The organism is Synechococcus sp. A15-44 (assembly GCF_014280115.1).
Taxonomy (GTDB): domain Bacteria; phylum Cyanobacteriota; class Cyanobacteriia; order PCC-6307; family Cyanobiaceae; genus Parasynechococcus.
Map to the genome: position 1 here is coordinate 1502963 of NZ_CP047938.1, position 24034 is coordinate 1526996.

The following is a 24034-nucleotide window of genomic DNA, read 5'->3' on the forward strand; positions in this document are numbered from 1 at the left end:
GGAGAGTTCACTTCACGCCTGGGGTTTTCTTTCTGAGTGGATCGGTGATTCAGTAGCGAGCACCATCAGGCAACTGACGAAACTCAGCCCACACCGCCTGGGCTTCGCTCTGAAGGATCTGCTGCATTCGAATTTCCTTATCCGGCACCGGTCTGCGAATGTCGTCATTGATCGCCCGATCCGAGAAGAGATCCTCGTAATCGCTCCAAGATGCTGCATAGAAGACCTGGCGAATGTTGGCCCAGTAGGCGGTGGAATAACACATCGGACAACATTCACAGCTCGAATACATCACGCAACCACTGAGATCCCAGTTGTCGAGGGTGCGGCAGGCCTGGCGGATGGCATTGACCTCAGCATGGGCACTGGGGTCCTTGTCCTGAATCACGCTGTTGCCTGCGGCGGCGATCACTTGGCCGTTCTTGACGATCACCGCACCAAAGGGGCCACCGGTTTTGTACACCACACCGGCATCCCTCATCACCCGGATCGCCCGCCGCATGAAGGCTTCATCTTGATCCGATGCCATAGCGTCCCGGTTCAGAAACTCCTCCAAAGCTGGCAGCAGAAAAGCCTCGGAAACGGGAATGAAACGCTTTGGCTCTGCTTACGCACCCAAGCCAGTGAGGGATGGCTGCTCGCCCATCCCCCCTACCGCCAACTCAGGAAGACTGATTAAGCCGACCAGGTTGGAATTCCATCTGAGCAAAGACGACCTCGCTCAAAGAACAACTCTTTTGCAGAAATAGCGATTCCATTGAGGTTGCAGTACCAGGCAGCTTCAGTGGTGCTGGTTAATGCACGCAGCCCTTTGGCAAATTCGGCATCTCTACTAATCCGTCGCTTGAGCTGGTGTGCTGGAGTCAATCTTTTCATCGCTTCCTCGATGACTGTTTCCTGTCTACACAGGAAGATGATTTTTGGTATCAGCTTTTGTGCTTATCACGAGGGCGACGAATGGGGACAAGAACAGATAATTGAGGTTGGTTAAGTACCTATTTCTTTTTTTCCATTCTTGATGATAAATAGAGAGAAGAGGATAAGGATAAGTATGTCTTGTAGCCCTAAGCAGTGCTCGCTTGAACGCATCAAGCCAGTTTATTTGAGGCCAAACAATTTAAAGCCGTCCACCTCCTGGCAAATGGCCGAAAGGCACTTTCGCAACCCCAGAGAGGATTACTGGGAAAATCGCTGCTCAATAGATCCAGACGCTTCAGCTTGCAAGATTTTTGACGAGTAAAGGAGAACGATCATGTCAATTCATGTTTTGCCCCTCGCCCACGGTGATTGTCCAACCTTGATCTTCGAAAGCGCAGAAGTTTGCTATTTCGGGGACTTGAGAGTAGACATTGACCCTCCAAAACACACATGGATCAATTTGATCCCTGGGGTTGGTGATCTTCCCACGGAATCAGGCTACAGATTGGGATTGGATTACGGCTCTATCCCTTAACGACTCATCCGAGCCTGTTGAACAGCCTGGGGATTTCTGGATGTGCAAACTACAAGACGCCAAGTCTCCTGGCTTGCCATGAGGCTTAGGTCTCCTGTCCCTCTGCTCCCAAGAGTCTTTTAGGCAGCAGAGGGCTTCTAAAACTCAGAGCCCTGAGGATTTAAGGGCTCTCAGGCTCAGCATCAAATAGGTTCGAAATGATCCAAGAGCCATGAGCTGGTCGGCTGTTTTGTTCTGGGTGGAGTCGTCCAAAGAACTTTCAAACTCAAAAAGAATTTCGCTTAAGCGATCCTCCCAATCCAGAGCAACTTCTTGGGCGAAATCATCTTGCGATACCTTTGCCTTGAGAAAGCTGCAGAGCTGGCTGAAGCTAACGGAGTCTGGAATCGTGTTCATTACATCCCTCAGACATTATGAAAATACTAAAGGACAAGGTCCCACCCCCTTCCTTAGATTAATCAAACGCAAATGAGTAATGCCTGAGGATTAACTCCTGAATGATTATCATTCCCCAAGCAGTGCACTGACAGCAAATGAATGTTCTGCGAATGGGGCTTCAGCTATGCGTTCAAGGATGATTTGATGCCTTGAGTAACCGAGGTACGTTGGAGTCAGACAACAAGCGACAATAAAAAGGCCGTTCTCCATGAGAGGAAGACGGCCTGTTGATGTTGTTTTGGATGAGTTAAAGAACAGCTGAATCGAGCTGTATCCGACAATCAAACCACCTTGAGAGACAGGAACTGCTGGTCTGCTTCAAGCAACTCTTCATCGTCTTCAACATCCCAGCCGCCATAGAGCAGATGAAGAAACCTCGCTACATCCAACTCCCGGTCAGCGACATCTTGCCAAAGACGACAGCTCAACTCCGAGTCAGCAAGGACGAATTGTGCATGGGCCAACTCACGGGCCAAAGCGAAATAGCTTTGCCTGTCATTGCGGATGCGGCATTCCATCGCTTCACCCACAGACATCAGCAGGCGCTGTTGGCTTAGAGACTTCGATTGGGTCTGCATGGTTCTCCTGGAATGCATTGAGGCAGGGGCAGCCGCTCTCCCCCTGAAAAGACGGCACTGCTCGCTCGTTCGTTCATTCTTGACCCCGCGATGCGATCGGGGGATGAGAGGCCAGCCCATCTACGACAGGAATGGGGTGACCTCTCCTATGGCTCGCTTCCGACACCCCTGTGAATGCTGAACAGGGGCCATGCCGCATGCCATTGCTGGCGAGAGGCGAAGTGTCGGGCCTTTCAAGCTCCTGGGGCCAAGGTTCCAGGTGATGGACGTTCTGACTCAATGCTGAGCGCCCCCCGGCAGTGATGGTGCCGAGATTTAGGGCAAGCCCATGGGTGGTGAGAAAACTCGTGGAGCAGATGCTCGAAAGGTCAGGCGACTTCTAAAACCTGCTCGGTTGGACCGTCGTCTCTCATTGACGCCTCCGATCTCAGTGGACTCACTCTCGTCAGCGGAGACGCATAAGGCAATCGGTCTTAACGCTCATTGCCTTACGAGGCAAAATCGTCGAAATTAAAAATGATTTGCTGAGCGGAAAGCCGATAGCAGCTCAACCTATCCACAAAAAACCCTCCTGCATCAAAGAAAACAGGAGGGAAGTCTGATCTCCATCAATCCAATGCCCTGAAATGGCATCGGGAATGCTCAGACCTAATAATTCATAGACCTAGTAACCATGGCCCCTCTTCATCAGCTGATCTCGGTAAGGAGTCATGCCAATTGGGGGCGGCACATGGCTCTTCTCCTCTGCATCAATCGCACCCATGGCATGGGCGAAAGCGTCTCCAAACCAATTCAGAAAACCTTTCATAGAACCTCTCATTTGGAACTGACTTAGACCTAGGACGGAAGTCTCTTTTTTAGAACTAGGTGTTGTGTCTCACCACGTTGATCAGCGGAGCAGCTCGTTGAGCCGCTGCTGAGGTGATCGGTCGCCGAGTGCTGTGTGCTTCCTGAGACGGTTATAGATCGACAGGTAGCGAGGCAGCCACTGATTGCGTTCCTCTGAGTTCTGGAACGGCATCCCGTAGGCCCATTCCCGGCACAAGGTCTGGATGAACCGTTCGGCTTTGCCGTTGGTCCTCGGGGTGTAGGGCCTGGTGCGGATGTGCTTGAGGCCAAGGGCTTTGCAGGCCTTGGCAAAGCTGCGTGAGACATAGGCGGGGCCGTTGTCAGACATGACCTGCCTGCACTCGACGCCCTGACTGTTGAACCAAGCCAAAACTCGGCTCATAAAGCCAATGGCCGTTGCCTGCTGCTCGTCGGCGAGCACCTCGACGTAAGCAAGCCGTGTGGCGTCATCAATGGCGACGTGGACACGGTCGTAGCCGACGCCAGTAGAGCGGCACTGCTGGCGGTTGCCGGTGATGCGGTGGCCGACCTTTCGAAAGCGGGCGAGCTTTTTGACGTCGATATGGATCAGGTCTCCGGGATGCTCCCGCTCGTAGCGCTGGACTGATGGTTTGGGCTCGAGATTCCGCAGCCGCCCCAGTCCCAGGCGGTTGAGCACCCTGGCCACGGTGGAGAAAGGTGCTGCTAGAAGCCTCGCGATGTGGCGCAGGTGCAGCCGTTGATGACGGAGCTCCACGGCGTGCTGCAGTTGCTGCGGATCGAACGTCCGCCGCTGGGTGCGGCGAACACTGCGTCGGTCCGCCAGAGAAGGTGCACCGCCTGAGCGGTAGCGGGCCAGCCACTTGTAGGCACAGCGGAGGCTGATCCCTGCTTCTGCAGCCAGTTCAGCCAGGGGACGACGGTCTTGGAGGTGTTGATTGACGAGCCTGAGCCGGCTCTTCTGTGTCAGCCGGGCATTGGGATGGCTATGCATGGGGCGTGAGGTCTGGGTTGGTGGGTCGCACCTCAACCCGTAACGGCCTCACACCTTCTTGTCAGCTGACCAACCTGCTGAGACTGAACAACTAGGTACTTAACCCAAGTTTGGACAATGAGCTTGAGAGGATAAATACTTAGGTACTTTATCTTCATTCATAACAGGCTTGCCACTTGCAAGCCATCGTCGTATTTTCTCTCTTGAATGAACTGGAGGCGGGTATGTCTCTTGCCCCTTCACTTGTTCGAAGAACAACTCTAGGCGGGACCATTCACATGCTGGTGGGTGATAGCAACCCCCGCTACCTAGCCGAGTTGAACGGCAGCCGTGTTTACTGCGACGACATGGCCACCGCTGAGGCCCATCTTGACTACTGGAGCAAGGAGTTATTGCAGTGCTGGGGAAGGCGGTAACAAAAAATCTGGAAGCGGCTTCACTCCCAGATCAGTCTGCACGGCTGAGAGCTGCTTCCGGGTCAACTCTCTGCCCTGTCACTCAACGGCTGCGAGGCCGTCAACAGCTACCCCCAGATGGGAACAACACCGGACTTAGTACGTCGAGCCCTCTCCTGTCATCTCGGTGTTGAGAAAAAAACCCCGGAGTGACGGCTCCAGGGTTTACTTCGGATACGAGGGAAAAGCACTGGTCGTCTCAGGTCCAGAGCTTTTGCTCGAGGACCAGCGGAGCTTCTAACGACACCACCGGCTTATTCAGTCAAATCCTGTTTGCTATGCACCAATACCCCCGCATGGGGGTATCAGGCTTCTCATATAAGTGAGAAGTTCGTTTCACGCGGAAGGGCCGAAAGACCAAGACGCGAGATCTGCACAGGAGGTCTCAACAATGAGCAGAAGAGGAATGCATCCCCTGTTGATGGGGTTGGACAAGCCAGACCGCAAGGCAGAGGACAAACCTCTGGAAAGGCCGAGCACTCAGATGACTGGTCTTGAGTCACCTCAACACAAACGCTTCCTTCGTGCCGAGGCAGCATACAAAACACAGGCCAAAACTGGATGAATGAGATGAGTCCGACCAAGCTCACCAACGCGCCCGAAGGTTTTGAGTACTACAGGGTTTGCGACCAGGAAGGGGTCTGTCATGTGGTCAGGGGAATGCAGGAAGTTCGGCGACTTCTTGAGAAGACACCTGGTCTGAATGTCACCAAGATCCCCTGATTAAAGCCATCACGCTCTGGAGGGCTTGTCACGCATACCACTCACTTGCTTCGAGGGGGGAATGACCTTTTCCTCAGAACAAATCCAACGTGCCCGTGAGCTGGCACGAGAACGAAGAAAACATGGCGCGATTCAACGCCTGCTGATCGATGAATTCAACTTCCGACCCGCCCAGTGCCGTGCGCTCCTGATGACCGCTCTTGCAGACGAGAAAGCTGCTTGATCAATCCTAGATTATCGCCGCCAAGCTGTGTTAGCACCGATAGGAGTGAGTCAGGACGAGCCTTGTACTGCATCCAACAAGAGGACGCTCCTGATCATTGGATTAAGGATTTGTGCTTTAAAACGGAGGTGAGGGCCTATCTGCGGGCACGTGTCATGTCGAGGGTTAAAGCGTGCAGTTACAGAGTTGTTGACCAGACCACTAACGATGTGAAAGCAATCGTTCGCGACGGACAAGATTTGATTGGGTGATGGGAGTCCCAGTCAGCTCTTGCCATCTCTTGAACTGAGGGCTCACTGGCATTCGATGGACGCACGGTTCGTATGTCTACGTTGCGTGTATCGACCTCTTCCGGGACATGGGCTTCGACGGTGTCGACAAGACAGACCGCTTCATCATTGCTGCCAGGGGACGTGCCGAAGCTGCCTTGCATGAGACGTCTCCAGAGCTGACGGCGCTTGAGAAAGCGATGTGGCTCATGTTGAAGCGTGGTGAACGCCCCTGCAAAAAAACAAGTCGGCGTAGGCGAACAGTTGATCTGCTCTCAAGGTGGAAGGCCGCCCCTCCCAGCTGGAAGAAACGGCCTAGTTCGCTCGTTTGTGCATGCTTGAACCCGTGATGTGATCGGGTGTTGAGAGGCAAGCCCACCTACGACAGGAATGAGGTGGCCTCTCTTATTCCTCGCTTCCGACACCAACTGTCCCTTCCATCCCATCAGGAGCAGAGGTCAAGTCGTAGCGCCATCTCTGGCGAGGGGCGAAGCGTCTGGCGTGGTGGCACCTGGGGCCATTGGATCCAGGGGTGTGGCTGATGAAGCTCCGGGGCACCTGAGGCGGTGAAGCTTTGGCCTACGGGACGGTGCAAGTTGGAATGTCGATTGGCGTGGCGTTTCGCTCGCCTCGTCAAAGGACCAGCCTCACGGATGGGTGGAAACTGTTGGAGCAGGGGCCAGAAAGTCAGTCTGCTTCTGCTCTTTGCTCAGGTGGAGTGTCGGCCGTCATGGGCACCTCCGATCTCGATGGACATACTTTCCACCCATCAGCAGTTAATGGCTATCCGAATTAACGCTCATTGCCTTCTGGGGCAAAACCAGCAAATGTGTTGATGGCGTGCCTCACCCAGCTGTGGGTTATTCAGATCCACCCAGCGAAGCCACTGATGATCTGTGGTAGGTGCCGAGCTGCAGAACAACAGCTCATGTCTTCCAGCTCATCCCCTTGAGCCTGTTCCATGTCTCCAGGGGCTCCACAGAACAGAGCACAGGCCAAAAAAGCCGGGGCATCACACCCGGCTCATGCGCAGATAAGCCCTTTTATCGGCTTCCGATCAAAATGCAAGAGGCTGTGCCAACACAGTCCAAGCGATCACGCTGGTGATGCGGACAGGCGCTGCCAACTCACCGGACGGAAACAGCCGACAACGGAATCGATCTAAGGCTTACTTGACTTGATGGAGATAGCGCTCAGAGATAGCGCTCCAGCGTCGCTTGTTTGCCTCGACTTCTGCTTCCTTCGCTAGATGCAAGAACTGCGCTTTTGATAAGCGCTTTTGCTGGGCTTCTGGAGGGAAATACATGAGCTTCTCCAATAATCAAAAAGCTATGACGGCGCAGAAAACCACAAACACGAAATTAACCAAACTCAAATGAGTATTTACCGAGAACGATCATCAAAGAATGAGAATCGTTTCTATAGAGTCGCCGTTCCGTTGGCGTTAAACCGTCCCCACCTTTGGGGGGAGCGTCAAACATGGCGCACAGACCTCTGAAGGAGGACAAACTTCGGAGGTCTTTTCTTGACGGGTTCTGAGGCATCGACGCATGCGGCATGAAACCCCAGGCTTAGATCGCCAGCTCATACGCAAGTGTTGTTGTGAGCCGACCCATCGAGCCCCCGAAGATACTGGACGTCGCTAGGTGTTCTGCATCCACCGAACAGAGCCGTAGACGAGAACCATCACGCCAACGATTGCCGCGCAGGCTGCTGCTGTGAGGAAAAGGGTGTAAAGCATCTGAGCCTCGCTTCGTCTGATCTTTTTCTAAACGTGCCGCAGAGAAATAGATAGGGGACAACCGGCTTGTTTCGTTCGTTTTCCCCTCTAGATCAACAGGTCAGCTGCTGGTTGCTTCATCACTCACACCATTCACACCCCACACACAAGCAATTCCCCTTAACGGCTGAGGGGCATAACTTCTGATCCACCAAGGGCTTTCCCTTTGGTGGCCAAGTCGTACATCTCTTGGTGAATATTGTCCGATTCGTTGCTGAACCAATTGGTCAACTCTGGCTGCACAATTTTTTTGGGGCCCAGGTCAATGAAGGAATACTCAAGCGTGATGAAGTCACCACCTACCGTGCGATAACCAAGCTCAAGAAGCATCTGGCCGCTTGCAGATGGGGCTTCAATCTGTGCTTGCGTTGCCTTGAGGCTGAGTTCAACCAACTTGCTCGCAACCGTGCCATCACCAGATGCATCCCTGATTCTGATCATCAACGCAGATCCCTTGCTTTGCCTCAGCAAGAGCTGCGTTTGCTTCCTCAGAAGCCATTGACATGCAATGGCATTGGAGTGAACCGAGGTCTTAAAAAATGAGAGATCTTCCTTGAGATCTGGGGTATTTTTGTGCTGCTTAAGTAAACCGAGTTTCGAAAGCAGCCACTTCATCGCATCATTATCAAACGAGACCGTGAATAGCCCATTTTTGGGCTGACAGGAAAGATTCTTTTTATCGCTTAACCCGAGTGTCTGTTGTTACCAAGAAACTTGAGGGAATGACATTGTCGAAGTGTGTGCGTTGGTACGACCAAACGACAACGATAAAAGCCATGACAGGGGAGAGTTGCCAGAACGCTCCATGGCTCAAGCAGACTTGATCGCACAGACTCCGCGCGGCTCATCCATCCAAAAAATCGAAGCCGGCAAATTTCTGGTGTGCGACAGCGAGAACGTATGCTTCTTCACGCGCAGCCTCTACCTCGCCGAGGAGCAGCTGGAGGAAATGGAGCTTGGCTACCGGTTCCCGTATTCAACCAATTTCCGCAAAGCCCCCGCATGACATGTGGAGCAATTTGAGTAGCGGATTTCGCTGAATCAACTGGCTCCAATGGCTTATCTCTATCGCGTCCTGGTCTCATGCACCTAGCCCGGGACGCGGACCCATGTCAGCGGCAACTGCTGGGTCCGTTTGTCTAGCGAATCCAGCCGTTCTCCCGAGGCCAATCGAGCTTTTAGGCAGTCCGTATCAGTCGAAACCATCGCCGGGATCTACCGAAATTTTTGGCGGATCAGCACATCTTCAGAAATTTCCATACAAGCCTGCTGAATGACCTCATCATTGAGCCATCAGTCGACCGCATACCAGATGTGGTGCTGAGCAGCACGGGGAGAGCGACCCTGGGGCTGGCAGACGAGTTTCCCCGTTGAGAGCGATCAATGGGGGAACCTCTCTGTGTCCTAAAGCTGTAGAAATTCAGTGCATCAGGCGCAAATCAGTGTGACGTGACGAACGTGTTTATGCGGATACCGCATCGCTCGAGGAGGACTCGCTTCTCCTCGCGGTTCCGTGGCTCCACATCGTTAAGTCGCAGCTTGGTTGAAGGTCAGCCATCGCGGTAGAGGGAGCTGATCAAAAACCTCGGCCACGCCCCTGCACACCAATCGATTCAATGTGCACTTAATGAGCAAATAATGAAAAAAATATAATTACCTATTTGCGATATTTAAAGCTTTGAAATCAAACAAGCAATCAAGTGCTTAAGTCGTCCCGTTATTTCATGGAGGACAGTATGCACAGTCAGAAGAACTCCCCGGCCTGCTTTTTGCGCTGGTCTGTGAGCAAAGTTGCTGACAGGCTCTATGCGGTTGCAGCAACGGTTGATGGAAAGGAATACGACTTTGTCGGTAATTTCAAAAGTGTTCGAGAAGCGCAGCAAGCAGGCCGCCGCTACGCCGAAGACTTGGTTCACAACTCTATGGCTGGCGGTCGCTTGGCTCTTAAGCAACTTCCGTTAAGCGCATAACCGAGCGGCATTTGAGCTTGGATCCATCAGAAGCAGAACGTCTCCTGGGGGTGTCACTCCAGGTTTTTTCTTGTTTACACAGCAAGCCGGTGGATCGAGATTTACGGAGGGGGGAGCATCGATGCTGGTTCAGTCACACGCATTCGCGATCGATTCGTCCCACCAGCCAGGATCGGTGGAGCCATCGTGAGCCGGGGTATCGCTCCGGCGACAGGTGCTGTGCAGAGCTGTCTTCTGTTGCCGTCGCCCCACCCCCTTGCCCCGTTACCGCGCCACCAACGAACCGCCGGAACAGCCAGGCGGCGAAGGTTGGCTGGTGAGTGCAGAGCAGCAGAAGGTGGTGCAGTTCAAACCCGATACAGCGACTGTTCATGCCCAGTGGGTGGCAGTGCACACCTACCGCTGGACCCCACCACAACCACCGGTGCCGCAGACCCGGCGGCGGATGCTGCGGCACAACGCCATCGAAGCCTGGAAGACAATGCTGAACACAGGCTGGCGACGCTGCCTACCTCCCGTGCGCTGATTCACAGGATGTGTGGCCTGGTCTGAGCCCGTTCCATTGGACCCCTCAGTTAAGGCTCAGGAACTCGACTCAAATCATCAGCGGTTTGGCGCATTCGCGGAAGAACCATCAGGGTCTGCATCGATACAGGCTTGCTTGTCCACCTGGCACAACAGCTGCATCAAGTTCTGACGGTCGACAGCCGACAGCTCACCATTGATCTCCCACTTGAGGCATGTTCTGCGTTGGCAGCTATCGGTGTGCCCCTTAAGAACCTCGAACATGACAGCCTCCTTCGAGCTGATGATTCGATCTTTACGACGCCTTGATGGTGCACTGCCAGAGCATTCATACCCGCTTCCGTTCTGTTGAGCACCCGCACCAGCCGCAAGACTGAGAGCAGACGAATCCTTGCAGTGCACCCAGTGCTCAGCGCCTTTCTACTGAGCCTGGTGTTCTGGAGCTGCACCCAGACGACGGCAGCACCGATCAGCCGCAACGATCCGGAATCCACCGACCCCGGCCGCAAGGCCATCTCCACCGCCCGCGGATCCGCCATGGTGGTCACCGCCAATCCGCTCGCCAGCACGGCGGCGCTGGTTGCGTTGAAGAACGGCGGCAGCGCCATCGATGCTCTGGTCACAGCCCAGGCGGTGCTGGCGGTGGTGGAACCCCAGAGCTCCGGCCTGGCAGGTGGCGGTTTTCTGCTGCACTGGGAGGCCAAACAACGCCAGCTTTCAGTGCTGGATGGCCGTGAAGTGGCCCCCGAACGCAGCCGCCCCGGCGACCTGCTCAACGCCGCGGGGGATCCCCTCCCCTGGCGTCAGGCCACCAGCCAAGCCAACGCCATCGGCATTCCCGGCACCGTGGCTCTGCTCTGGGAGGCCCATCAAAACCACGGCCGTCTGCCCTGGGCACGAACCCTGCAACCGGCGATCCACCTGGCCAGCGCTGGCTTCCTGCCGAGCCCGCGACTGTTGCGCTCCATTCGCCTGGCCCAGCGTTTCGGCGTGGTCCACAGTCCTGAGTTTCAAGCGCTGTACCTGCCCGGCGGCCAGCCACCCGCAGCAGATCAACCCTTCCGCAACCTGGCCTTGGCACGCACCCTGAGGCTGCTGGCCAGGGATGGGGGCCCGGCCTTTTATCAAGGGCCTCTGGCGCAGCAGATCCTGGGCGGAATCAACGCCCTGCAGGCCAGCGAGCCGAACTTCCGCGGCTGGAGCTCCGCTGATCTGAGCAGCTATGCCGTGGTCCGGCGCACCCCCCTCTGCAGTCAGCAGCTCCAGCACCGGATCTGCACGATGCCGCCCCCCAGCAGCGGTGGCTTGGCGCTTCTGCAAACCCTGGCGCTGCTGAACCAGACCACCAACCTGGCCAGCTCCAACGCAGGTGAAGCGCAGGTTTGGCGGCAGTTGGGCCGCGCCCAGGCCTGGGCCGATGCCGACCGGCTCTACTGGGTGCACGACCCCATCGATGGAGCAGTGCCTAGTGCAGCCCTGCTGGATCCGGCCTACATCGCCAGCCGGGCCAGAGCCATGCAGGGCAGCAATGGCTCAAAGCCAATGCCGGGACTACCACCAGGCATCGATGGTTATCCCTATGGCCGGCCGGATCGGGGCATCGAACAGGGCACCAGCCAGATCACGATCGTGGATGCCAGCGGCAACATCGCCTCCTACACCTCTTCAGTGGAGACGATCTTTGGGAGTCGGCACCTGATAGGAGGCATGGTGATGAACAATCAGCTCACCGATTTCGCCTTCCAGCCCAGCCTTGGCGGCAAACCGGTCGCCAACCAGCGGCTGCCGGGACGGCGGCCGATGTCATCAATGGCACCAACGCTGGTGTTCCGCAACGGCGAGCCGGTGCTGGCCTTCGGCAGCCCAGGCGGCCGCAGCATCCCCCATCTGCTCAGCCGGGTGCTGCTGGCGTCTTTGGTCTGGAACGAACCGCCGGAGCGGGCGGTGGGCCTTCCGCATCTTTCGCGGCGTGGCACAACGCTTGTGCTGGAAAGCGATCCGCCGCTGCCCTGGCCGTTTCAGCTGCAGCAGCTCAAAAGCGAGGCAAGCCCGCGGCGTCAGAGCATCGGCAGCGGCACAGCTCTGATTCAAAAAATCGGTGCTGGCTGGCAGGGGGCCGCTGATCCGCGCCGCGAAGGAACGGCCCTGGCCCTGCCCTGATCCCAAGGCCAGACTGCTGCTTGGCCATCACAGCAAAAAACCGTTGTGGACAGTGCTGGCTGGCTCGTTCAAGGGCGCCCGCAAGCCGATTAAACGCACCTACGGAATTAGTGGCAGCTCCTTCTCCGACGGTCAAGCCGGGTACTGACGGGACAGGGGTAAAGCATCGGGAAAGACACTCCCGCAAAACACACCTCCCTCGTCTATCCAGCCTCATGAGCCCAGCCCATTTCCTTTTGCCACATCAATGCCCAGCGCTTGCAGGGCTTCTTTAGGCGGGTAATGGACAAAGGCTAGGCGACACTTCTCAGGAAATTCTCAGACTCCTTTAAGGAAGCCCCAAAAAAAGCTAAAAGAAGCTCAAAAGAATGGTAATCATTCTCACTCTTTAATCTGAAATCAGTTATGGACAACGCTTCCGTTCGAGAAATGGTCAACCTGGTTCATGCATACGCTAACTACAGAAAGCATCCTTGCTTAGAAAATCATTCATCATTGATGAACTGTTTGGAAAATTTTTCAGAACATATACAAGGTCTAGAAAGACCCAAATGGGCAGATTTTTCAAATCCAGGAATTTAGAAAATCATGCACCCTCTGGAGCCCAACCTACTTCCCACTGCGATGCTGACGCTCAGAACTTGCAGCTCACCGCTGTTTAGCAGGGCTGGTCAAAACCATAGGTGAACTTCTGGGAGGCCCTGCAGAAAAAGCCGCCCTCTCATCCCTGCAGCTCTCGGTTGTCGAAGAAACTCCATGGCTCCAGCACTGCAATACAAAAGAACGATTCATGGTCCAGCTTCTTTGACAATTATTCAGGGCATCAACTTACGCCGGAGTCGCATCTGGTCACCAGCCCCTTCTGTGCCGATCACAATAAGGTCACACAAGCGTATCAGTGCAAGGCCGGCGAGAAGAGCTAAGACCCTGGAATTGAGAGCTGCACCATAGACCTTTCCTGGCGTAGCGGATTGGAGGCCTCGGCTGCCTCCTTTCCCTGAATTTCTGTTAACACGCATGCCTATACAGGCAGACCAAGAAGTTCTTAGGCCTTCATGACAGGTTCTTCGATTGAGCGTAGGCTTCTAGATAGACCTGAATGGCACACTCGGCCAGTTAGCTTGTTCCGCTTGGCCTACACACTTTCCTCAAGCCAATGTCACGAAAAGGATGTATCCTCTTAATTTATTCTCTTGAACGCTTCAACCATTGATACGACGCATCCCTGGACAGAAGCTGATAAATCAATGTATGTAAAAATTTTGCGCTTGCAAAGGCACAGAAAGGATGCCAATTATCTGTTTTCTTGATATCCGCATGATCCACTACTCCTTTAACCACAAGCCAAGTCACTCTGCGAAGCGCAGAACTACATATCTCGGCGGCTGATGCAACACCATAAGACTCCATATCAATGCCGTATAACTTTGAAGTCTTCTCCAGCAAATTACTCACATAACCAGAATCCTTAACCACGAAACTACCAGTGGCCATTGTGCCAACATGAATATCTGGCTTCACAGATGTCTTTACAGGCATCGGATAACACCCAGCAATTTCATCAAATACAGCTTCATCCTCGAGTACTGATTGAACAAATTGAAGCACCCAATGCTCTTGCCTAATTGATTGCTGAAAGGGAATGATCAAGCCTTCCCTATACGTTCCCGCCGTATGATCGAAAACCTGACTTGCGACGACCAGGTCGCCTAGCCTGGTTAATCCTTTCACCCCAGCACATATTCCAGTCATGACAATTAATGATGGATTCCATTCGACGATTGATCGAGCAGCAATGACAGCCGCCGAGACTGGGCCCATATCAACAGGCTGAACAGCCGCTATGTTTATTTGCCTATCGCCATAATTCAAGGATCCAAGATAGTAATGAATACCATCTCTGCTCACCCTCTCAAAGTCTATTCCGAAACAATCTTTAAGTGCTTTCTTTTCTTCGGAAAGGGCAGTGATCACAACAAGATCGACCTTCGTCTCGATAAAGGGCATGAGTGGATACGCGCTTCCCAGCATTATGAACGGCCTCTTCAATCGCTACAGCGGCCCACAAATCACCCACTCAGCATCCGCCCACAAGATCACCTGCACAGGAAGCACGACATCAGTGCAAGACTTCTACGAATAGCGCGACGCAGATGAGGCGAGTCAGCCAAAAGGCTGCAACCTCGACAGGAGTTACACGTCCAGGCGTCTTACTGAAGTGTATTTGACACTGGTACAAATCACTAAGGATTAAGCACCCGAGATAGGGCTACAGCGCATGGGAGGAATGAAATTGCGTTCGGGAAGCAAAGAAAAAACCTCACCGCCGATGAGCAGGGCGATCATGACAATTGAAAGCTCATCAGTTAAATCATTGGCTTATGTTGGCGACTGAATTTCTCAGGCAAGAACTTCACTATCCACGCTGGAGGAATAGTTGGAACAGAACTGGTCTTACTGCTGCCAGCGAAGCGATGACCAGTGAACGACCTGATCTTTTTCCTTCTTGGATTGGATGCGATTCAACATCTCGCCGTAGCGCTGAACCAATGGGCAGAACTCTGCAAACTCAGGCTCGTTGTGCTCAAAAAAGGCAAACTGCTCTGCTCGGGCCATGCAACAGCCGAGGCCACAGGATTGCTCCATGTAATAAGCGCAGGTCATGGGTTGACTCCACAACGAATCCATCCTCTGCGCAACCCATGCTCCGGCGATGAGTTTCGGACGTAAAGCTCCTGAATTTCAGGTGAAGAATCGGCTATATCAGGGAGGTGATTTGCGCTCTCAGGCGGCACTAGCTGCATCCGGGCTTAAACCTGACGACGCTGTGCAAGAACTTGATTTACGTGCTCAGAAACCGCCTGGCTCGCTGGGCTTCTCGCCTGACTCAAACACCGTCAATGTGTATTGCCCTTCGCGGGTGAAGCGCTTGAAATCAACCGTGTCCTGGCGTTGATATGTCTTGCCGACTTCGGCATAGGGAAATTTGAAGGCCCATCGGTTGCTGTCGATGTAAACATTGCCCTGCATCTGCGTGAAAGAGCAGGTGAAATCCTCCATAGGGATCGACTCGTCGTGACGTGACAATTCACAGAGAGCGCCTCTGACGGTGTCGGCCATAGCCATTGGCGGATCCCACGGCTCACTGACGACTAGCAGTGCTGCAGCAGATGCCATTGCGGTGAATGTGATGCGAATCATTGGCCACAACCTCGCTCACGGACGAGAGCATATCCCTCCCACATTGCCTTGAAATCGTCAGTTGCGTTAGCTGGAAGAGGTCCCGCGAGGGGCCGTAAATCCTTGTCCTCATCCCATCCTTGACGCTTTGTGGCATGGACGGATTGTTGAACGCAGCGCACGCCCTGTCAGCAACAACAACAGGATCAATGACTGGTTGAGCCATCACGGGGGCGCCGAGGGCCAGAGCTGCAGCAGTGAGTGGGGTGCGAATCAAATTTTCAGAGCGCCGGCTCAGCAAGCAATAAATGCAGCTTGGCGGGTCGACTCCTACGCAGCAACAGGCTTCGAGGTTCTGAATATCCGTGGCAATCGTCCAGGCTTAGCAGGTGACGCTGATGGGTTCACGTCAAGCCGCCTGCAAACTGAGTGAATCAATGCAGGCCACGGCTTGCATGGTGTGCGGCGTGAAGTCGATCAGGTTGTCTGGCCCCAACAGACTGATCGTTGAAAATTACCGCCTGTTCCTCGCTGCTGACATCGACCTCACTGCGGGGCATCATCTTTAAACCGCCTGGAAGTGACACTCCCAACGCAAGCCGCCGGCGCAATACCGATTCAAACAGGCTGGACGTAGATCGACCGCGACCCTAAAGCCATTGATATCAGTTGATCTTCAGGCCCTTGGAGCGCAGGTGCGTGAAGCTGGGCACGCCATTGCCCCAGGAACGGGTGATGGCCAAGATCAACGCGCCGATCAGGGCCAGGTTCATCGCAAAGCCGCTGTCCACCGGGAAGGTGTGGAAGATCAGCGTGGTGGGCACCAGGAACAGCAGCAGCAGTGAGGCCCCCAGCACCGTGTTGCTGCCGAACACCAGCAGGATCGATCCGGCAATCAGCACCACAATCGCCGCCACCAACAGCACAGAAGCCAAGGGTTCGGGGATGCCCTTGGAGGCGATGAAGCCTGCGGTTTCAGCGAAGTTGGTGAACTTCGCTGGCAGGGCATTCACAAACACCGCCGCCATCAGCACGCGGCCAAGGAAATCGAACAGCTTCGAAGCAGTCATGGGGATCAGAAGCTCTTGGGGAAGAGGAGTCGTGATCCGCACCCTAGAGAGCAACTGTTCACTGGGAACAGACGTGAAGAACCCCCGAGAAGTGAGCCTCAGGGGTTGTTGCCCTCATGAACCTTCGTCTGCCATCACCATCGCGGGAAACCTGAACAGTGGGGAGAGGAGAACCGCCTTCATCGGTTCGGACCACCCATGGGCCGATGGATGCAAACAACGAATTGTCCCCAGATGGGGGATAGATCAGCGCGTTCAGAAGCAGTAAGACAGTTCCATTAGAGGCAAAGCCATGAAGCTCGACCTTGCTCAAGCACAACCCATGGGAAGCCTCATTGTTGAGGGAACCCACCGCCCATTCCATGCCCTTGCCTGCGCCCTGCGGCCAGCAACTGTGCGCATCGGACGGAAGGTCACAGAGCGATGACAACTGCACCACAACGCTTTGTCGTTCGATACAAGAAGAACGACGGCAGCCAACACACGCTCCAACTCCACGCGGCCAATCGCCAAGAAGCGCGCATCGTCGCCATGGAGACAGACGCCTACGTGCGTCGATATCCAACCAGTGTGGATTCGATTCTTCAGGCCGCCTGACGCCGCCTGACCATTGATCGAACGCTCAGGTTGCAGATCCCTCGCCTGACTGTCGATGCTGGAGATCAAACCGTTCACCCCAGCCGATCTCGACGTCATCACCGAGATGGCCCGTGAACAGGATTTCGCTCCAGGAGTGGGCGACATCGAGATCTACGCCAACACCGACCGTCAGGGGATCTGGTTGGCCTGGCAAGACGACGTGCCAGTGGGCTGCATCGCCGCCGTCACCTACAGCTCCAGCTACGCCTTCATCGGCCTGTTTGTGGTGAAGCCAGAGCATCGGGGTCAGGGAATTGGCCGTCGCCTCTGGCAACACGCCTTGAAGAACCTCAGCAGCGTGGAGTGCATCGGCCTTGAGGCGGCAGTCCAGATGGTGGGCTTCTACGAGAAAGCCGGATTTCAGAAGGACTGCGTCACCACACGCCGGCAGATGCTCTGCCGCAGCGATCAATCACAACACCCGAACACCACCCTGCTCCAGCGCAGCGACATCTCCGTTGTGCCACTGCGTGAGATCTCTCTCGAGGCGATTCAGCGCTACGACGAACGCCACGAAATCAGTCCACGGCCCCATTTCCTTGAACTGTGGTTACGCCACAGGGCAGGAGACGTGTTTGTGGCAAGAGATTCCCAGGGGACATGCCACGGCTACGTGCGCATTCGGCCTTGCCTGCTCCCCATCGGTGAAGGTTGGCGGGTGGGACCCTGGCTGGCGGAAGATCCCGTCATGGCATCACTGTTGCTGAACAACGCCATCGATCGCCACAAGGGAATCGTTCTGATCGACACCCCAGGGCATAACCCGACTGCCAAAACGATCACAACGGCGAAGGGCTTCAAACCCATGGACTCGACCGTGCGCATGTACAAAGGCCCAATGCCGAAGGGTCACGACCGCAATGTTTATGGCCTGGCCTGCCTCGAGCTCGGTTGAATCGGAGGTTCGAGCAACCACTCCCTGAATTCCTGGGTCAACGCATAGCTGTCTTCATAGCGCTGCTCTTGATCAAAGGCGGCAATCTTCTGCATCACATTGCTCACAATTTGAGCCCTGATGGCATTAGCTTGGGTTGACATCATCTCTCTTTAGGCATCAGTTACTGACGAAAATTCGGTCTGGATCATCAACATCAACCGCTCGGGAGATTTGTATTGCCTCGGCAAGGAGCGGTGCAACAAGCGCAAACGATCCCAACAGAGTGACCTCTCAAGTTCAGCGCTTGTTTTCCCCTGCTTGATCAGAAGTTTCAAGGCCTTGCAGTACAGCGGATATTTGGCTTCGAGCTCTCCGATGCTGAGGTTGGATGTGCTCATGGAACCTTCACGCTGCCAGGCAGAACTGTGCAATGAACGAGGCCGTCCCATCGCCTCCCAAATGGGGACAATCGCTCTGTCCCCGGATGGGGGTAGATCAACAATGCCGCCAGCGCTTTATATGGATAAGCATCAACTTTGAACGTGGAATCAATCGAAACCCACATCGCCAAAGACCGGGAGGAGCTGGCCAAAGCGGAGGCCAGCGGAGATCAGGCCAAGGCACGTCACTACGCCACCGAGCTTGAGGGGCTCGAGACCTATCGCAGCCACCATCCCGGAGAACACAAGGACCCCACATCCCTCGAAGTGCATTGCGACCTGAATCCCGACGCTCCGGAATGCCGCGTCTATGACGACTGACGACGGTGGCAACCAGATGGGCAGGTTGGCCCGCAAGGATGGATCAAAGACGCAGCGAAGCGTATGGATCTCACCCCATACCTGCAGAGCGAACCGAAATCTGCGAATGAAGAGCCCCTGCTTTCCGTTGCCATCAACGGAAGCATTGCTTTAGCAATGAAGGGGCGCTTCTTTCTGCGCTGTTTCTGCGAAAGCTTCAGCGAAAAAACTCGTATCGGATGTGCTGTTACAGATGAAGAGTCCTGCCTGAGTTATCTCAAACGGGATTCATTTGAGCTGCTTCTCTGCACAGACCTGCTTGAAAAAGGCAATGGCTTTGAGTTGGTGCGCAAAGCCCGAGAGCTTCAACCTGGCCTGAAAGTGGTGGTGCTGGCGTTGAGCGATGCTATTCCTGTGGAGTACGACAACGCACCCTGGCTGGAAGCCGTAGTCGCTGAAGCCGACATCATTGAAGACCGTAAACCCCTAGAAGCCGCTGTGTTGGCTGTGATGGGACATCACTCCTACCGCAGCCCATCACTCCGCTCCGATGAACTTCCCTATCTCAGCTGCCCGCGGCTCACACCACGCGAATATGAAGTTCTCGACCGCCTCGCCCGCGGCATGTCCGACAGAGAAATCGCCGAGGATCTCATCGTCACCGAAGAAACCGCACGCACCTACACCAAACGGCTGCTACGAACCCTCGAAGTGAACAACCGGGTTCAGGCGGTGTTGAAAGGAATGCGCTGCGGCATGGTTCAGATCTGAGGGAACGATTCACCCCAGATGGGGGTAGAGATCCAGACCCTGCCCGCGCGTCAATAAATGGTGACCAGTGAAATCGCGAAAAGATGACAGCAATCACCTTCACCCAAGAGCCCTCCCTCGCAGAACTGCGGGAAACGGAAGCGGTGTATACCCGCGCCATGGAATACCTGGTGGCGGATGGTGTGAAAGAAGGGGAAGCCCGTGAAAGTGTCTGCTGGCGGCGATTGAACCGACTGCATCAGGCCCTTCCAGACCGTTACGCGAATCCGCGCGCTCTATTCCTTTCGCTTCAGGCGCATCGCCGGGGCCAAAAGGCGGCGTAGTTGTACCAGCAACGCATCAGTCCATGGACAGTGAATATCAGCCGAGCAGTCGGGTGGAACGGGTGCTGAAAGCTCATCCCTGGTTGCTCGAGACCCAGGCCTGGAAACTACTGAGCATCAAATATGTGCTGCTGGGCCCGGAGCTCACCATCCACAATCCCGATCACCTGCAGCTGGTCATGCAGGAGTGGACCGATCATCTTGTGGAGATGGATGACACCGCACTAAGGCAAATGTGTGCCTGGATCGATCGAAACCGACCGGAGGGTGAACAAGGCGAGCTCTAGTCCCACCAAAGCTCCAGGCACCAACAATCACTCCACCAGAAATTCGCTGCGCAGGGCTCGCGCATCCTGAATGCGCTGCCCCATGGCGAGCTGACGGAGCCGGGTGTTCAACCAAGCGCGCAGTCGGGTGGACGACACCGACTTGTTCAGCAGACCGTCCGAAGGCTCAGGCGTGCCGAAGGGAATGGTCATCAACCACGCGCGGTGGTTCAGGCTAATCAGATCGCAGCCACGCCAGCCCCAGTTTCAGCCGGTTCTGGCCTGAAAGGCAATGCGTGTTCGTGCTGATTGCCAGGGCCTGGCCCAGCCCCAAGACTGTGTGCATCGAGATCGGAGGCGTCCATGCGAGACGACGGTCCAACCGAGCAGACGTCAGAAGCAAGCTGACTTTCAGGCCCCTGCTCCAACAGTTTTCACACCTCTTGTTGGGTGCGCCCTTCGACAGGCCTTGTGCGAAAGGCCAGGCCGATCGGCACTCAATCTGCACCGTGCCAGGTGCCCTAGGAGCTCCCATCACCCGACCCCTTGGAACATGGCCCCAGGCGCCATAAGCCAGACGCTTCGACCCTCCTTCAGCCCCATCTGATGGATTGCGTCATGCACAAACGAGCGAATTAGGCCGCCTGTTCAAGGGAACGGGACGGCCACACCAACCCTGAACACCACCGTTCAGACACAGACCCCCGGCCCCTCCATCACAGGGACAGGGGGTCTGCTGCTGAGTCAGGCCTTGCGCTTTTGATCGGCCTGCCGAAGTTGCTCACGAAGGATGATCGGATCATCACAGTGGGATCTGCGGTAAAGCGCTTTGATCTTGCGTGACTCCTCATCGAGCAACTCCAGCTCAACCGCGTCTGCCATTCCCACGGTGAAATCTTCGATCTGGCGGTCTTCAAACTGATTCTCCAGAGCCATCAACTCCTTCAACGAATCACTCATATACAGACAACTCGACGCCATCAATTTGAGGTTTTCCCGGATCTTGATGTCGGCCTGCTCGCGAACATCCCGCGCCTTTTCCAGCGTGGCAATCAGATCACCACTGGCCGCCTCCTCAATCGTTGCCGCAGACACCGTTGAGGTTGTTGCACAACCGAGCACCAGCACCAGCAACAACGCCAGAACAGATTGCAGAACCTTCATCGGACCCCCAGAAGACAGTTCACGTTAAGGGGAGTCATCAGACGACGTCCCCTCAGATGAGGGAGACATCGTTTTGGATCACCACTCCACAACCCCTCAAGTGGGTGATGTGTGGCCCTCAGGTTTTGCCGATGCTGATGGAACACGAGGCGAGGAGCACCGAGAACCATGACCAACACGACCGCCAAAGCTCAATTGCTCGATCTACTGATCGAACCGCTGAAGGGATGCAAAGGGCTTTATGCCCATCGGCAGAACCTGATGCAACGGGTGATGCGCATGCCCGATCTGGAGGTACGCGATCACCTCGATCGGCTCAGGGCCAGCCATTTCCCAGGCACCTGAACCATCAAGAACAAAGGGCTCAATTCTTAAGGAATGCTGAGAGACGCAAAGAAAGCCAAACCCGTATCGGTTGTCGCAGCCCAGTCCAAACCCGAATCCGTAGAACGGCTGCAGTTTCAAACGTGATCCCATGGCCGAGACCCTGCATCTGCCCTACTCCGTTCAAGGCAATGGAACCGTGGAATCGATCGGCAATCACCTGTATCGGGTCTGCGGACCAGCCGGATGCACCGTTGTGATGGGGCTCAGCAACGCCCTTTATCTGAGCCGCAATGTGCCTGAAGTGGAACACAACCACCGCTCATGTCAGTGAAAAAAAATTCGCCCCAGCCAATGGAGCGAATCATCAAGCCGGAGCAATCCCCATCACCCGGCCCATAGCACCAGATCTAGATGCGTTGGCTGGATGATACTCATCAGGCTCCAGATCTAGGCGGAGCACGATCACTTATGCAGGGCTCCTTGATCACACATCAACGCTGCATGTGGTGGCCATCGGGGTTATGTTGTGAGACCCCATCACCCGGCCCGCCCCCTCGGCGGTTTTTTTTGTGGCAACACCCCAGATGTAGCGCCGGGGCAAACACTGCAAAGGGAGTCCATAAAAAAGGAAGGGTTCCCTAGTCCCTCCCCTGTTCGACGCAGTTTCCCCCTGTTCTGAGCTGGGGGTTACCTTTTCATTCTGTATCCCAAGGAACCAAACGGCATCGGTGATTGCACCTAGCGAACGGTCAGATCAGCAATCAAGCAGGCCAGCATCGATCTTGGCGTCGGGATTGAGCTTGATCAGCATCCAAAGCAACATGGCCGAGCAATCGCGATCACTCACGCCGTAGTCATATTTCCAGTCAGCCACTATCCCCTTGAGCTCTACTTGAGCCTGGGTGATGAACTCATCGTTCCATTCCTGCACCAATCGATTCAGTCCTCTTCGAGATCCTCTTCTGTGACATAAAAGGGCTCATCAGAACCGGGCTGATCGTTCTCCAGCACGAGCACCTTGAGCGAATCATCGCTCTCAAACACGAAGAGGCCATCCTCATCGGGGTGCACCCCCTTCATTTCAGGATGCTGGTTGACGAGGCGCTTGAGACGGCGCTTCTCCTTCCAGAACTTGGTCCCCTTTTCAACCAGATAAACCGTCAGAGCCAAGTTCACCAGCACAAGGGCGAGGAACTCCAAGGCCTGCATAGATCAAAACCGGACTCCGATGACCCTAGCGAGAGAAGCAGGGAGCGCCATAGCAAGCGATACCAAGGCCCGCCAAGCTGGGACCAATCAATCGCGACGCATGGTCGACCACAACCAACAAAAGCTCACGGCTCGCGAGATGGTGCGAGCCCACGCCTACCCCGTGCTGGCGGCCGTCAGCAGTCTCAGCCTGCTCAGCATCGCGGTTCTGCTGATCCCGCAAGCGGTCAAATCCCATCGCTACAACCGCTGCATTGATGCACAGATCGCCATGCGGGCCAGCATCAATCCCAAGGGAGGAACAGCTCCCGGCAAGATGAACCATCTCAAAGCCGTTGAACACTGCGAAGGCTTCTGAACCGATGCGCGCCAGCAAACCGTTATCGGCTCTCAGCTTCGGCGTTTTGGCCCTGTTGGTGAACCAACCACCAGGAATGGCCCACAGCAAAGGGCTTTACGCCACCGAAGCCGAAGCCCGGCAGCGGGCAGCTGAAATCGGTTGCAGCAGCATTCACAAGAACAACGGACGCTGGATGCCTTGCACGGATGAACGGGAACTCCACCAACAGCTGCGCAAGCGATGAAAGCCTCCAGAACAACCAGCCGGAAAGCGCGGCGCGTCCATCGCTGGCTGGTGCCGATCGCCGCAGCACCACTGCTGATCACCGCAGGAACCGGCTCCCTCTACAGCCTGCTGCTGGAGCAGAACATTGATGCCTTCTGGCTGCTCAAGCTGCACACAGGACAGTTCGGCTGGGTCAACCTTCAGCCCGTGTACCCAATCCTGCTGGGAGCTCTCACCATTGTTGTGACCGCGTCTGGGCTGACGATGCTGCTCAGGCCAGCCCGCACGACAGGGGGTTAATCACCCCAATGGCCTCACTCCGCGCAAGTGCAGCCGCAGGAGCCACTGCCATGGCAGGGCTCGTGGTCGGGGTGACCGGTGGCACAGGCCTCTGAACAAAAACTCTGGCCATCGCGAACAACAGCCTGGGACGCCTGCACCTCACAGGTGCAACGCGGACAGGCACAGGGAGCAGCGGGAGTCATCACAGCCAATCAACTCGTTGTT

The 24034-nt window shown here is 55.3% G+C and carries 33 protein-coding genes; 18 read left to right on the forward strand and 15 right to left on the reverse strand.

Annotated features, from left to right (window positions below):
• Positions 1-49: 49 nt before the first annotated feature.
• The 4 genes from SynA1544_RS08455 to SynA1544_RS08470 form a co-directional block, all read right to left on the reverse strand.
• The gene (locus SynA1544_RS08455; RefSeq protein ID WP_186512974.1) at positions 50-529 is read right to left on the reverse strand and encodes a nucleoside deaminase; all 480 of its coding nucleotides are present in this window, start codon (positions 527-529) and stop codon (positions 50-52) included.
• A 1068-nt stretch (positions 530-1597) separates the two neighbouring features.
• The gene (locus SynA1544_RS08460) at positions 1598-1849 is read right to left on the reverse strand and encodes a hypothetical protein (RefSeq protein WP_186512976.1); all 252 of its coding nucleotides are present in this window, start codon (positions 1847-1849) and stop codon (positions 1598-1600) included.
• A 323-nt stretch (positions 1850-2172) separates the two neighbouring features.
• Complete coding sequence (locus tag SynA1544_RS08465) at positions 2173-2427, reverse strand: hypothetical protein (protein ID WP_255477535.1); 255 nt, start codon at positions 2425-2427, stop codon at positions 2173-2175.
• Between the two features lie 931 nt (positions 2428-3358).
• A complete protein-coding gene (locus tag SynA1544_RS08470) occupies positions 3359-4291 on the reverse strand; it encodes an IS481 family transposase (protein ID WP_186512980.1) in 933 nt (310 codons plus the stop codon).
• Positions 4292-4575: 284 nt separating this feature from the next.
• On the opposite strand from SynA1544_RS08470, the gene SynA1544_RS14775 reads away from it, so the two are divergent.
• The 3 genes from SynA1544_RS14775 (at position 4576) to SynA1544_RS08480 (ending at position 5692) form a co-directional block, all read left to right on the forward strand.
• A complete protein-coding gene (locus SynA1544_RS14775; RefSeq protein WP_255477536.1) occupies positions 4576-4707 on the forward strand; it encodes a hypothetical protein in 132 nt (43 codons plus the stop codon).
• A 609-nt stretch (positions 4708-5316) separates the two neighbouring features.
• The gene (locus SynA1544_RS08475) at positions 5317-5469 is read left to right on the forward strand and encodes a hypothetical protein (RefSeq protein ID WP_186512982.1); all 153 of its coding nucleotides are present in this window, start codon (positions 5317-5319) and stop codon (positions 5467-5469) included.
• 61 nt (positions 5470-5530) lie between these two features.
• Positions 5531-5692, forward strand: coding sequence for a hypothetical protein (locus tag SynA1544_RS08480; protein ID WP_186512984.1), 162 nt, complete (start codon positions 5531-5533; stop codon positions 5690-5692).
• A gap of 2169 nt (positions 5693-7861) precedes the next feature.
• Here the strand turns inward: SynA1544_RS08480 and SynA1544_RS08485 are convergent.
• Positions 7862-8356, reverse strand: coding sequence for a hypothetical protein (locus SynA1544_RS08485; RefSeq protein ID WP_186512986.1), 495 nt, complete (start codon positions 8354-8356; stop codon positions 7862-7864).
• Between the two features lie 190 nt (positions 8357-8546).
• On the opposite strand from SynA1544_RS08485, the gene SynA1544_RS08490 reads away from it, so the two are divergent.
• The 4 genes from SynA1544_RS08490 (at position 8547) to SynA1544_RS08505 (ending at position 12396) form a co-directional block, all read left to right on the forward strand.
• A complete protein-coding gene (locus tag SynA1544_RS08490) occupies positions 8547-8747 on the forward strand; it encodes a hypothetical protein (RefSeq protein WP_115009201.1) in 201 nt (66 codons plus the stop codon).
• 718 nt (positions 8748-9465) lie between these two features.
• Positions 9466-9711 (forward strand): hypothetical protein, encoded by a 246-nt coding sequence (locus SynA1544_RS08495; RefSeq protein ID WP_255477537.1) that lies wholly within the window; start codon positions 9466-9468, stop codon positions 9709-9711.
• Between the two features lie 256 nt (positions 9712-9967).
• Complete coding sequence (locus tag SynA1544_RS08500) at positions 9968-10237, forward strand: DUF1651 domain-containing protein (RefSeq protein ID WP_186512988.1); 270 nt, start codon at positions 9968-9970, stop codon at positions 10235-10237.
• A 347-nt stretch (positions 10238-10584) separates the two neighbouring features.
• The gene (locus tag SynA1544_RS08505; RefSeq protein ID WP_370594060.1) at positions 10585-12396 is read left to right on the forward strand and encodes a gamma-glutamyltransferase family protein; all 1812 of its coding nucleotides are present in this window, start codon (positions 10585-10587) and stop codon (positions 12394-12396) included.
• 1185 nt (positions 12397-13581) lie between these two features.
• On the opposite strand, the gene SynA1544_RS08510 is transcribed toward SynA1544_RS08505, so the two are convergent.
• From SynA1544_RS08510 to SynA1544_RS08525, 4 genes are all read right to left on the reverse strand, one after another.
• On the reverse strand, positions 13582-14403 hold the full coding sequence (locus SynA1544_RS08510) for a hypothetical protein (RefSeq protein ID WP_186512991.1): 822 nt from the start codon (positions 14401-14403) through the stop codon (positions 13582-13584).
• A gap of 447 nt (positions 14404-14850) precedes the next feature.
• Positions 14851-15060, reverse strand: a complete 210-nt coding sequence (locus SynA1544_RS08515; protein ID WP_186512993.1) for a hypothetical protein — start codon at positions 15058-15060, stop codon at positions 14851-14853.
• Between the two features lie 186 nt (positions 15061-15246).
• The gene (locus SynA1544_RS08520; RefSeq protein ID WP_186512995.1) at positions 15247-15597 is read right to left on the reverse strand and encodes a hypothetical protein; all 351 of its coding nucleotides are present in this window, start codon (positions 15595-15597) and stop codon (positions 15247-15249) included.
• Between the two features lie 644 nt (positions 15598-16241).
• A complete protein-coding gene (locus tag SynA1544_RS08525) occupies positions 16242-16646 on the reverse strand; it encodes a DoxX family protein (protein WP_186512997.1) in 405 nt (134 codons plus the stop codon).
• Positions 16647-17069: 423 nt separating this feature from the next.
• On the opposite strand from SynA1544_RS08525, the gene SynA1544_RS08530 reads away from it, so the two are divergent.
• Both SynA1544_RS08530 and SynA1544_RS08535 read left to right on the forward strand, forming a co-directional pair.
• The gene (locus SynA1544_RS08530) at positions 17070-17243 is read left to right on the forward strand and encodes a hypothetical protein (RefSeq protein WP_006043228.1); all 174 of its coding nucleotides are present in this window, start codon (positions 17070-17072) and stop codon (positions 17241-17243) included.
• 55 nt (positions 17244-17298) lie between these two features.
• Positions 17299-18180, forward strand: a complete 882-nt coding sequence (locus SynA1544_RS08535) for a GNAT family N-acetyltransferase (protein ID WP_186512999.1) — start codon at positions 17299-17301, stop codon at positions 18178-18180.
• Between the two features lie 152 nt (positions 18181-18332).
• On the opposite strand, the gene SynA1544_RS08540 is transcribed toward SynA1544_RS08535, so the two are convergent.
• Complete coding sequence (locus SynA1544_RS08540) at positions 18333-18560, reverse strand: DUF3136 domain-containing protein (RefSeq protein ID WP_186513001.1); 228 nt, start codon at positions 18558-18560, stop codon at positions 18333-18335.
• 144 nt (positions 18561-18704) lie between these two features.
• Here SynA1544_RS08540 and SynA1544_RS08545 point away from each other — a divergent pair, with 144 nt between their 5' ends.
• The 4 genes from SynA1544_RS08545 (at position 18705) to SynA1544_RS08560 (ending at position 20283) form a co-directional block, all read left to right on the forward strand.
• On the forward strand, positions 18705-18923 hold the full coding sequence (locus SynA1544_RS08545) for a CP12 domain-containing protein (RefSeq protein WP_186513002.1): 219 nt from the start codon (positions 18705-18707) through the stop codon (positions 18921-18923).
• Between the two features lie 63 nt (positions 18924-18986).
• Entirely contained in the window at positions 18987-19673 is a 687-nt protein-coding gene (locus SynA1544_RS08550; RefSeq protein WP_186513003.1) for a response regulator transcription factor, read from the forward strand.
• A gap of 83 nt (positions 19674-19756) precedes the next feature.
• Positions 19757-19996, forward strand: a complete 240-nt coding sequence (locus SynA1544_RS08555) for a DUF3136 domain-containing protein (RefSeq protein WP_186513004.1) — start codon at positions 19757-19759, stop codon at positions 19994-19996.
• A gap of 23 nt (positions 19997-20019) precedes the next feature.
• Positions 20020-20283, forward strand: coding sequence for a hypothetical protein (locus SynA1544_RS08560; protein ID WP_186513005.1), 264 nt, complete (start codon positions 20020-20022; stop codon positions 20281-20283).
• A 27-nt stretch (positions 20284-20310) separates the two neighbouring features.
• On the opposite strand, the gene SynA1544_RS08565 is transcribed toward SynA1544_RS08560, so the two are convergent.
• Both SynA1544_RS08565 and SynA1544_RS08570 read right to left on the reverse strand, forming a co-directional pair.
• Positions 20311-20475, reverse strand: a complete 165-nt coding sequence (locus SynA1544_RS08565; RefSeq protein WP_186513006.1) for a hypothetical protein — start codon at positions 20473-20475, stop codon at positions 20311-20313.
• Positions 20476-21006: 531 nt separating this feature from the next.
• A complete protein-coding gene (locus SynA1544_RS08570) occupies positions 21007-21426 on the reverse strand; it encodes a hypothetical protein (protein WP_115009208.1) in 420 nt (139 codons plus the stop codon).
• Between the two features lie 168 nt (positions 21427-21594).
• Between SynA1544_RS08570 and SynA1544_RS08575 the strand changes: the two genes are divergently transcribed.
• Positions 21595-21771, forward strand: a complete 177-nt coding sequence (locus SynA1544_RS08575; RefSeq protein WP_186513007.1) for a hypothetical protein — start codon at positions 21595-21597, stop codon at positions 21769-21771.
• Positions 21772-21901: 130 nt separating this feature from the next.
• The gene (locus SynA1544_RS08580; RefSeq protein ID WP_186513008.1) at positions 21902-22084 is read left to right on the forward strand and encodes a hypothetical protein; all 183 of its coding nucleotides are present in this window, start codon (positions 21902-21904) and stop codon (positions 22082-22084) included.
• 423 nt (positions 22085-22507) lie between these two features.
• On the opposite strand, the gene SynA1544_RS08585 is transcribed toward SynA1544_RS08580, so the two are convergent.
• Positions 22508-22684 (reverse strand): hypothetical protein, encoded by a 177-nt coding sequence (locus SynA1544_RS08585; protein ID WP_255477538.1) that lies wholly within the window; start codon positions 22682-22684, stop codon positions 22508-22510.
• Positions 22685-22692: 8 nt separating this feature from the next.
• On the reverse strand, positions 22693-22962 hold the full coding sequence (locus tag SynA1544_RS08590; RefSeq protein ID WP_114989357.1) for a hypothetical protein: 270 nt from the start codon (positions 22960-22962) through the stop codon (positions 22693-22695).
• A gap of 100 nt (positions 22963-23062) precedes the next feature.
• On the opposite strand from SynA1544_RS08590, the gene SynA1544_RS08595 reads away from it, so the two are divergent.
• From SynA1544_RS08595 to SynA1544_RS08605, 3 genes are read left to right on the forward strand one after another with little or no spacing between them, the layout of a single operon-like run.
• The gene (locus SynA1544_RS08595) at positions 23063-23320 is read left to right on the forward strand and encodes a hypothetical protein (protein WP_186513011.1); all 258 of its coding nucleotides are present in this window, start codon (positions 23063-23065) and stop codon (positions 23318-23320) included.
• 4 nt (positions 23321-23324) lie between these two features.
• Positions 23325-23546 (forward strand): DUF3721 domain-containing protein, encoded by a 222-nt coding sequence (locus SynA1544_RS08600; RefSeq protein ID WP_186513012.1) that lies wholly within the window; start codon positions 23325-23327, stop codon positions 23544-23546.
• Positions 23543-23827, forward strand: coding sequence for a hypothetical protein (locus SynA1544_RS08605; protein ID WP_186513014.1), 285 nt, complete (start codon positions 23543-23545; stop codon positions 23825-23827). Before SynA1544_RS08600 ends, SynA1544_RS08605 begins: the two co-directional genes overlap by 4 nt.
• 14 nt (positions 23828-23841) lie before the next feature.
• On the opposite strand, the gene SynA1544_RS08610 is transcribed toward SynA1544_RS08605, so the two are convergent.
• Complete coding sequence (locus tag SynA1544_RS08610; RefSeq protein ID WP_186513016.1) at positions 23842-24012, reverse strand: conjugal transfer protein TrbI; 171 nt, start codon at positions 24010-24012, stop codon at positions 23842-23844.
• Positions 24013-24034 lie beyond the last annotated feature (22 nt).

What these genes read in the sequence shown, in the direction of transcription:
- SynA1544_RS08455 (WP_186512974.1), bottom strand. Translation starts at nt 529, where the DNA reads ATGGCATCGGATCAAGATGAAGCCTTCATGCGGCGGGCGATCCGGGTG.
- SynA1544_RS08460 (WP_186512976.1), bottom strand. Translation starts at nt 1,849, where the DNA reads ATGAACACGATTCCAGACTCCGTTAGCTTCAGCCAGCTCTGCAGCTTT.
- SynA1544_RS08465 (WP_255477535.1), bottom strand. Translation starts at nt 2,427, where the DNA reads ATGTCTGTGGGTGAAGCGATGGAATGCCGCATCCGCAATGACAGGCAA.
- SynA1544_RS08470 (WP_186512980.1), bottom strand. Translation starts at nt 4,291, where the DNA reads ATGCATAGCCATCCCAATGCCCGGCTGACACAGAAGAGCCGGCTCAGG.
- SynA1544_RS08475 (WP_186512982.1), top strand. Translation starts at nt 5,317, where the DNA reads ATGAGTCCGACCAAGCTCACCAACGCGCCCGAAGGTTTTGAGTACTAC.
- SynA1544_RS08480 (WP_186512984.1), top strand. Translation starts at nt 5,531, where the DNA reads ATGACCTTTTCCTCAGAACAAATCCAACGTGCCCGTGAGCTGGCACGA.
- SynA1544_RS08485 (WP_186512986.1), bottom strand. Translation starts at nt 8,356, where the DNA reads ATGAAGTGGCTGCTTTCGAAACTCGGTTTACTTAAGCAGCACAAAAAT.
- SynA1544_RS08490 (WP_115009201.1), top strand. Translation starts at nt 8,547, where the DNA reads ATGGCTCAAGCAGACTTGATCGCACAGACTCCGCGCGGCTCATCCATC.
- SynA1544_RS08495 (WP_255477537.1), top strand. Translation starts at nt 9,466, where the DNA reads ATGGAGGACAGTATGCACAGTCAGAAGAACTCCCCGGCCTGCTTTTTG.
- SynA1544_RS08510 (WP_186512991.1), bottom strand. Translation starts at nt 14,403, where the DNA reads ATGCCCTTTATCGAGACGAAGGTCGATCTTGTTGTGATCACTGCCCTT.
- SynA1544_RS08515 (WP_186512993.1), bottom strand. Translation starts at nt 15,060, where the DNA reads ATGACCTGCGCTTATTACATGGAGCAATCCTGTGGCCTCGGCTGTTGC.
- SynA1544_RS08520 (WP_186512995.1), bottom strand. Translation starts at nt 15,597, where the DNA reads ATGATTCGCATCACATTCACCGCAATGGCATCTGCTGCAGCACTGCTA.
- SynA1544_RS08525 (WP_186512997.1), bottom strand. Translation starts at nt 16,646, where the DNA reads ATGACTGCTTCGAAGCTGTTCGATTTCCTTGGCCGCGTGCTGATGGCG.
- SynA1544_RS08530 (WP_006043228.1), top strand. Translation starts at nt 17,070, where the DNA reads ATGACAACTGCACCACAACGCTTTGTCGTTCGATACAAGAAGAACGAC.
- SynA1544_RS08535 (WP_186512999.1), top strand. Translation starts at nt 17,299, where the DNA reads ATGCTGGAGATCAAACCGTTCACCCCAGCCGATCTCGACGTCATCACC.
- SynA1544_RS08540 (WP_186513001.1), bottom strand. Translation starts at nt 18,560, where the DNA reads ATGAGCACATCCAACCTCAGCATCGGAGAGCTCGAAGCCAAATATCCG.
- SynA1544_RS08550 (WP_186513003.1), top strand. Translation starts at nt 18,987, where the DNA reads ATGGATCTCACCCCATACCTGCAGAGCGAACCGAAATCTGCGAATGAA.
- SynA1544_RS08555 (WP_186513004.1), top strand. Translation starts at nt 19,757, where the DNA reads ATGACAGCAATCACCTTCACCCAAGAGCCCTCCCTCGCAGAACTGCGG.
- SynA1544_RS08560 (WP_186513005.1), top strand. Translation starts at nt 20,020, where the DNA reads ATGGACAGTGAATATCAGCCGAGCAGTCGGGTGGAACGGGTGCTGAAA.
- SynA1544_RS08565 (WP_186513006.1), bottom strand. Translation starts at nt 20,475, where the DNA reads ATGACCATTCCCTTCGGCACGCCTGAGCCTTCGGACGGTCTGCTGAAC.
- SynA1544_RS08570 (WP_115009208.1), bottom strand. Translation starts at nt 21,426, where the DNA reads ATGAAGGTTCTGCAATCTGTTCTGGCGTTGTTGCTGGTGCTGGTGCTC.
- SynA1544_RS08575 (WP_186513007.1), top strand. Translation starts at nt 21,595, where the DNA reads ATGACCAACACGACCGCCAAAGCTCAATTGCTCGATCTACTGATCGAA.
- SynA1544_RS08580 (WP_186513008.1), top strand. Translation starts at nt 21,902, where the DNA reads ATGGCCGAGACCCTGCATCTGCCCTACTCCGTTCAAGGCAATGGAACC.
- SynA1544_RS08590 (WP_114989357.1), bottom strand. Translation starts at nt 22,962, where the DNA reads ATGCAGGCCTTGGAGTTCCTCGCCCTTGTGCTGGTGAACTTGGCTCTG.
- SynA1544_RS08595 (WP_186513011.1), top strand. Translation starts at nt 23,063, where the DNA reads ATGGTCGACCACAACCAACAAAAGCTCACGGCTCGCGAGATGGTGCGA.
- SynA1544_RS08600 (WP_186513012.1), top strand. Translation starts at nt 23,325, where the DNA reads ATGCGCGCCAGCAAACCGTTATCGGCTCTCAGCTTCGGCGTTTTGGCC.
- SynA1544_RS08605 (WP_186513014.1), top strand. Translation starts at nt 23,543, where the DNA reads ATGAAAGCCTCCAGAACAACCAGCCGGAAAGCGCGGCGCGTCCATCGC.
- SynA1544_RS08610 (WP_186513016.1), bottom strand. Translation starts at nt 24,012, where the DNA reads ATGACTCCCGCTGCTCCCTGTGCCTGTCCGCGTTGCACCTGTGAGGTG.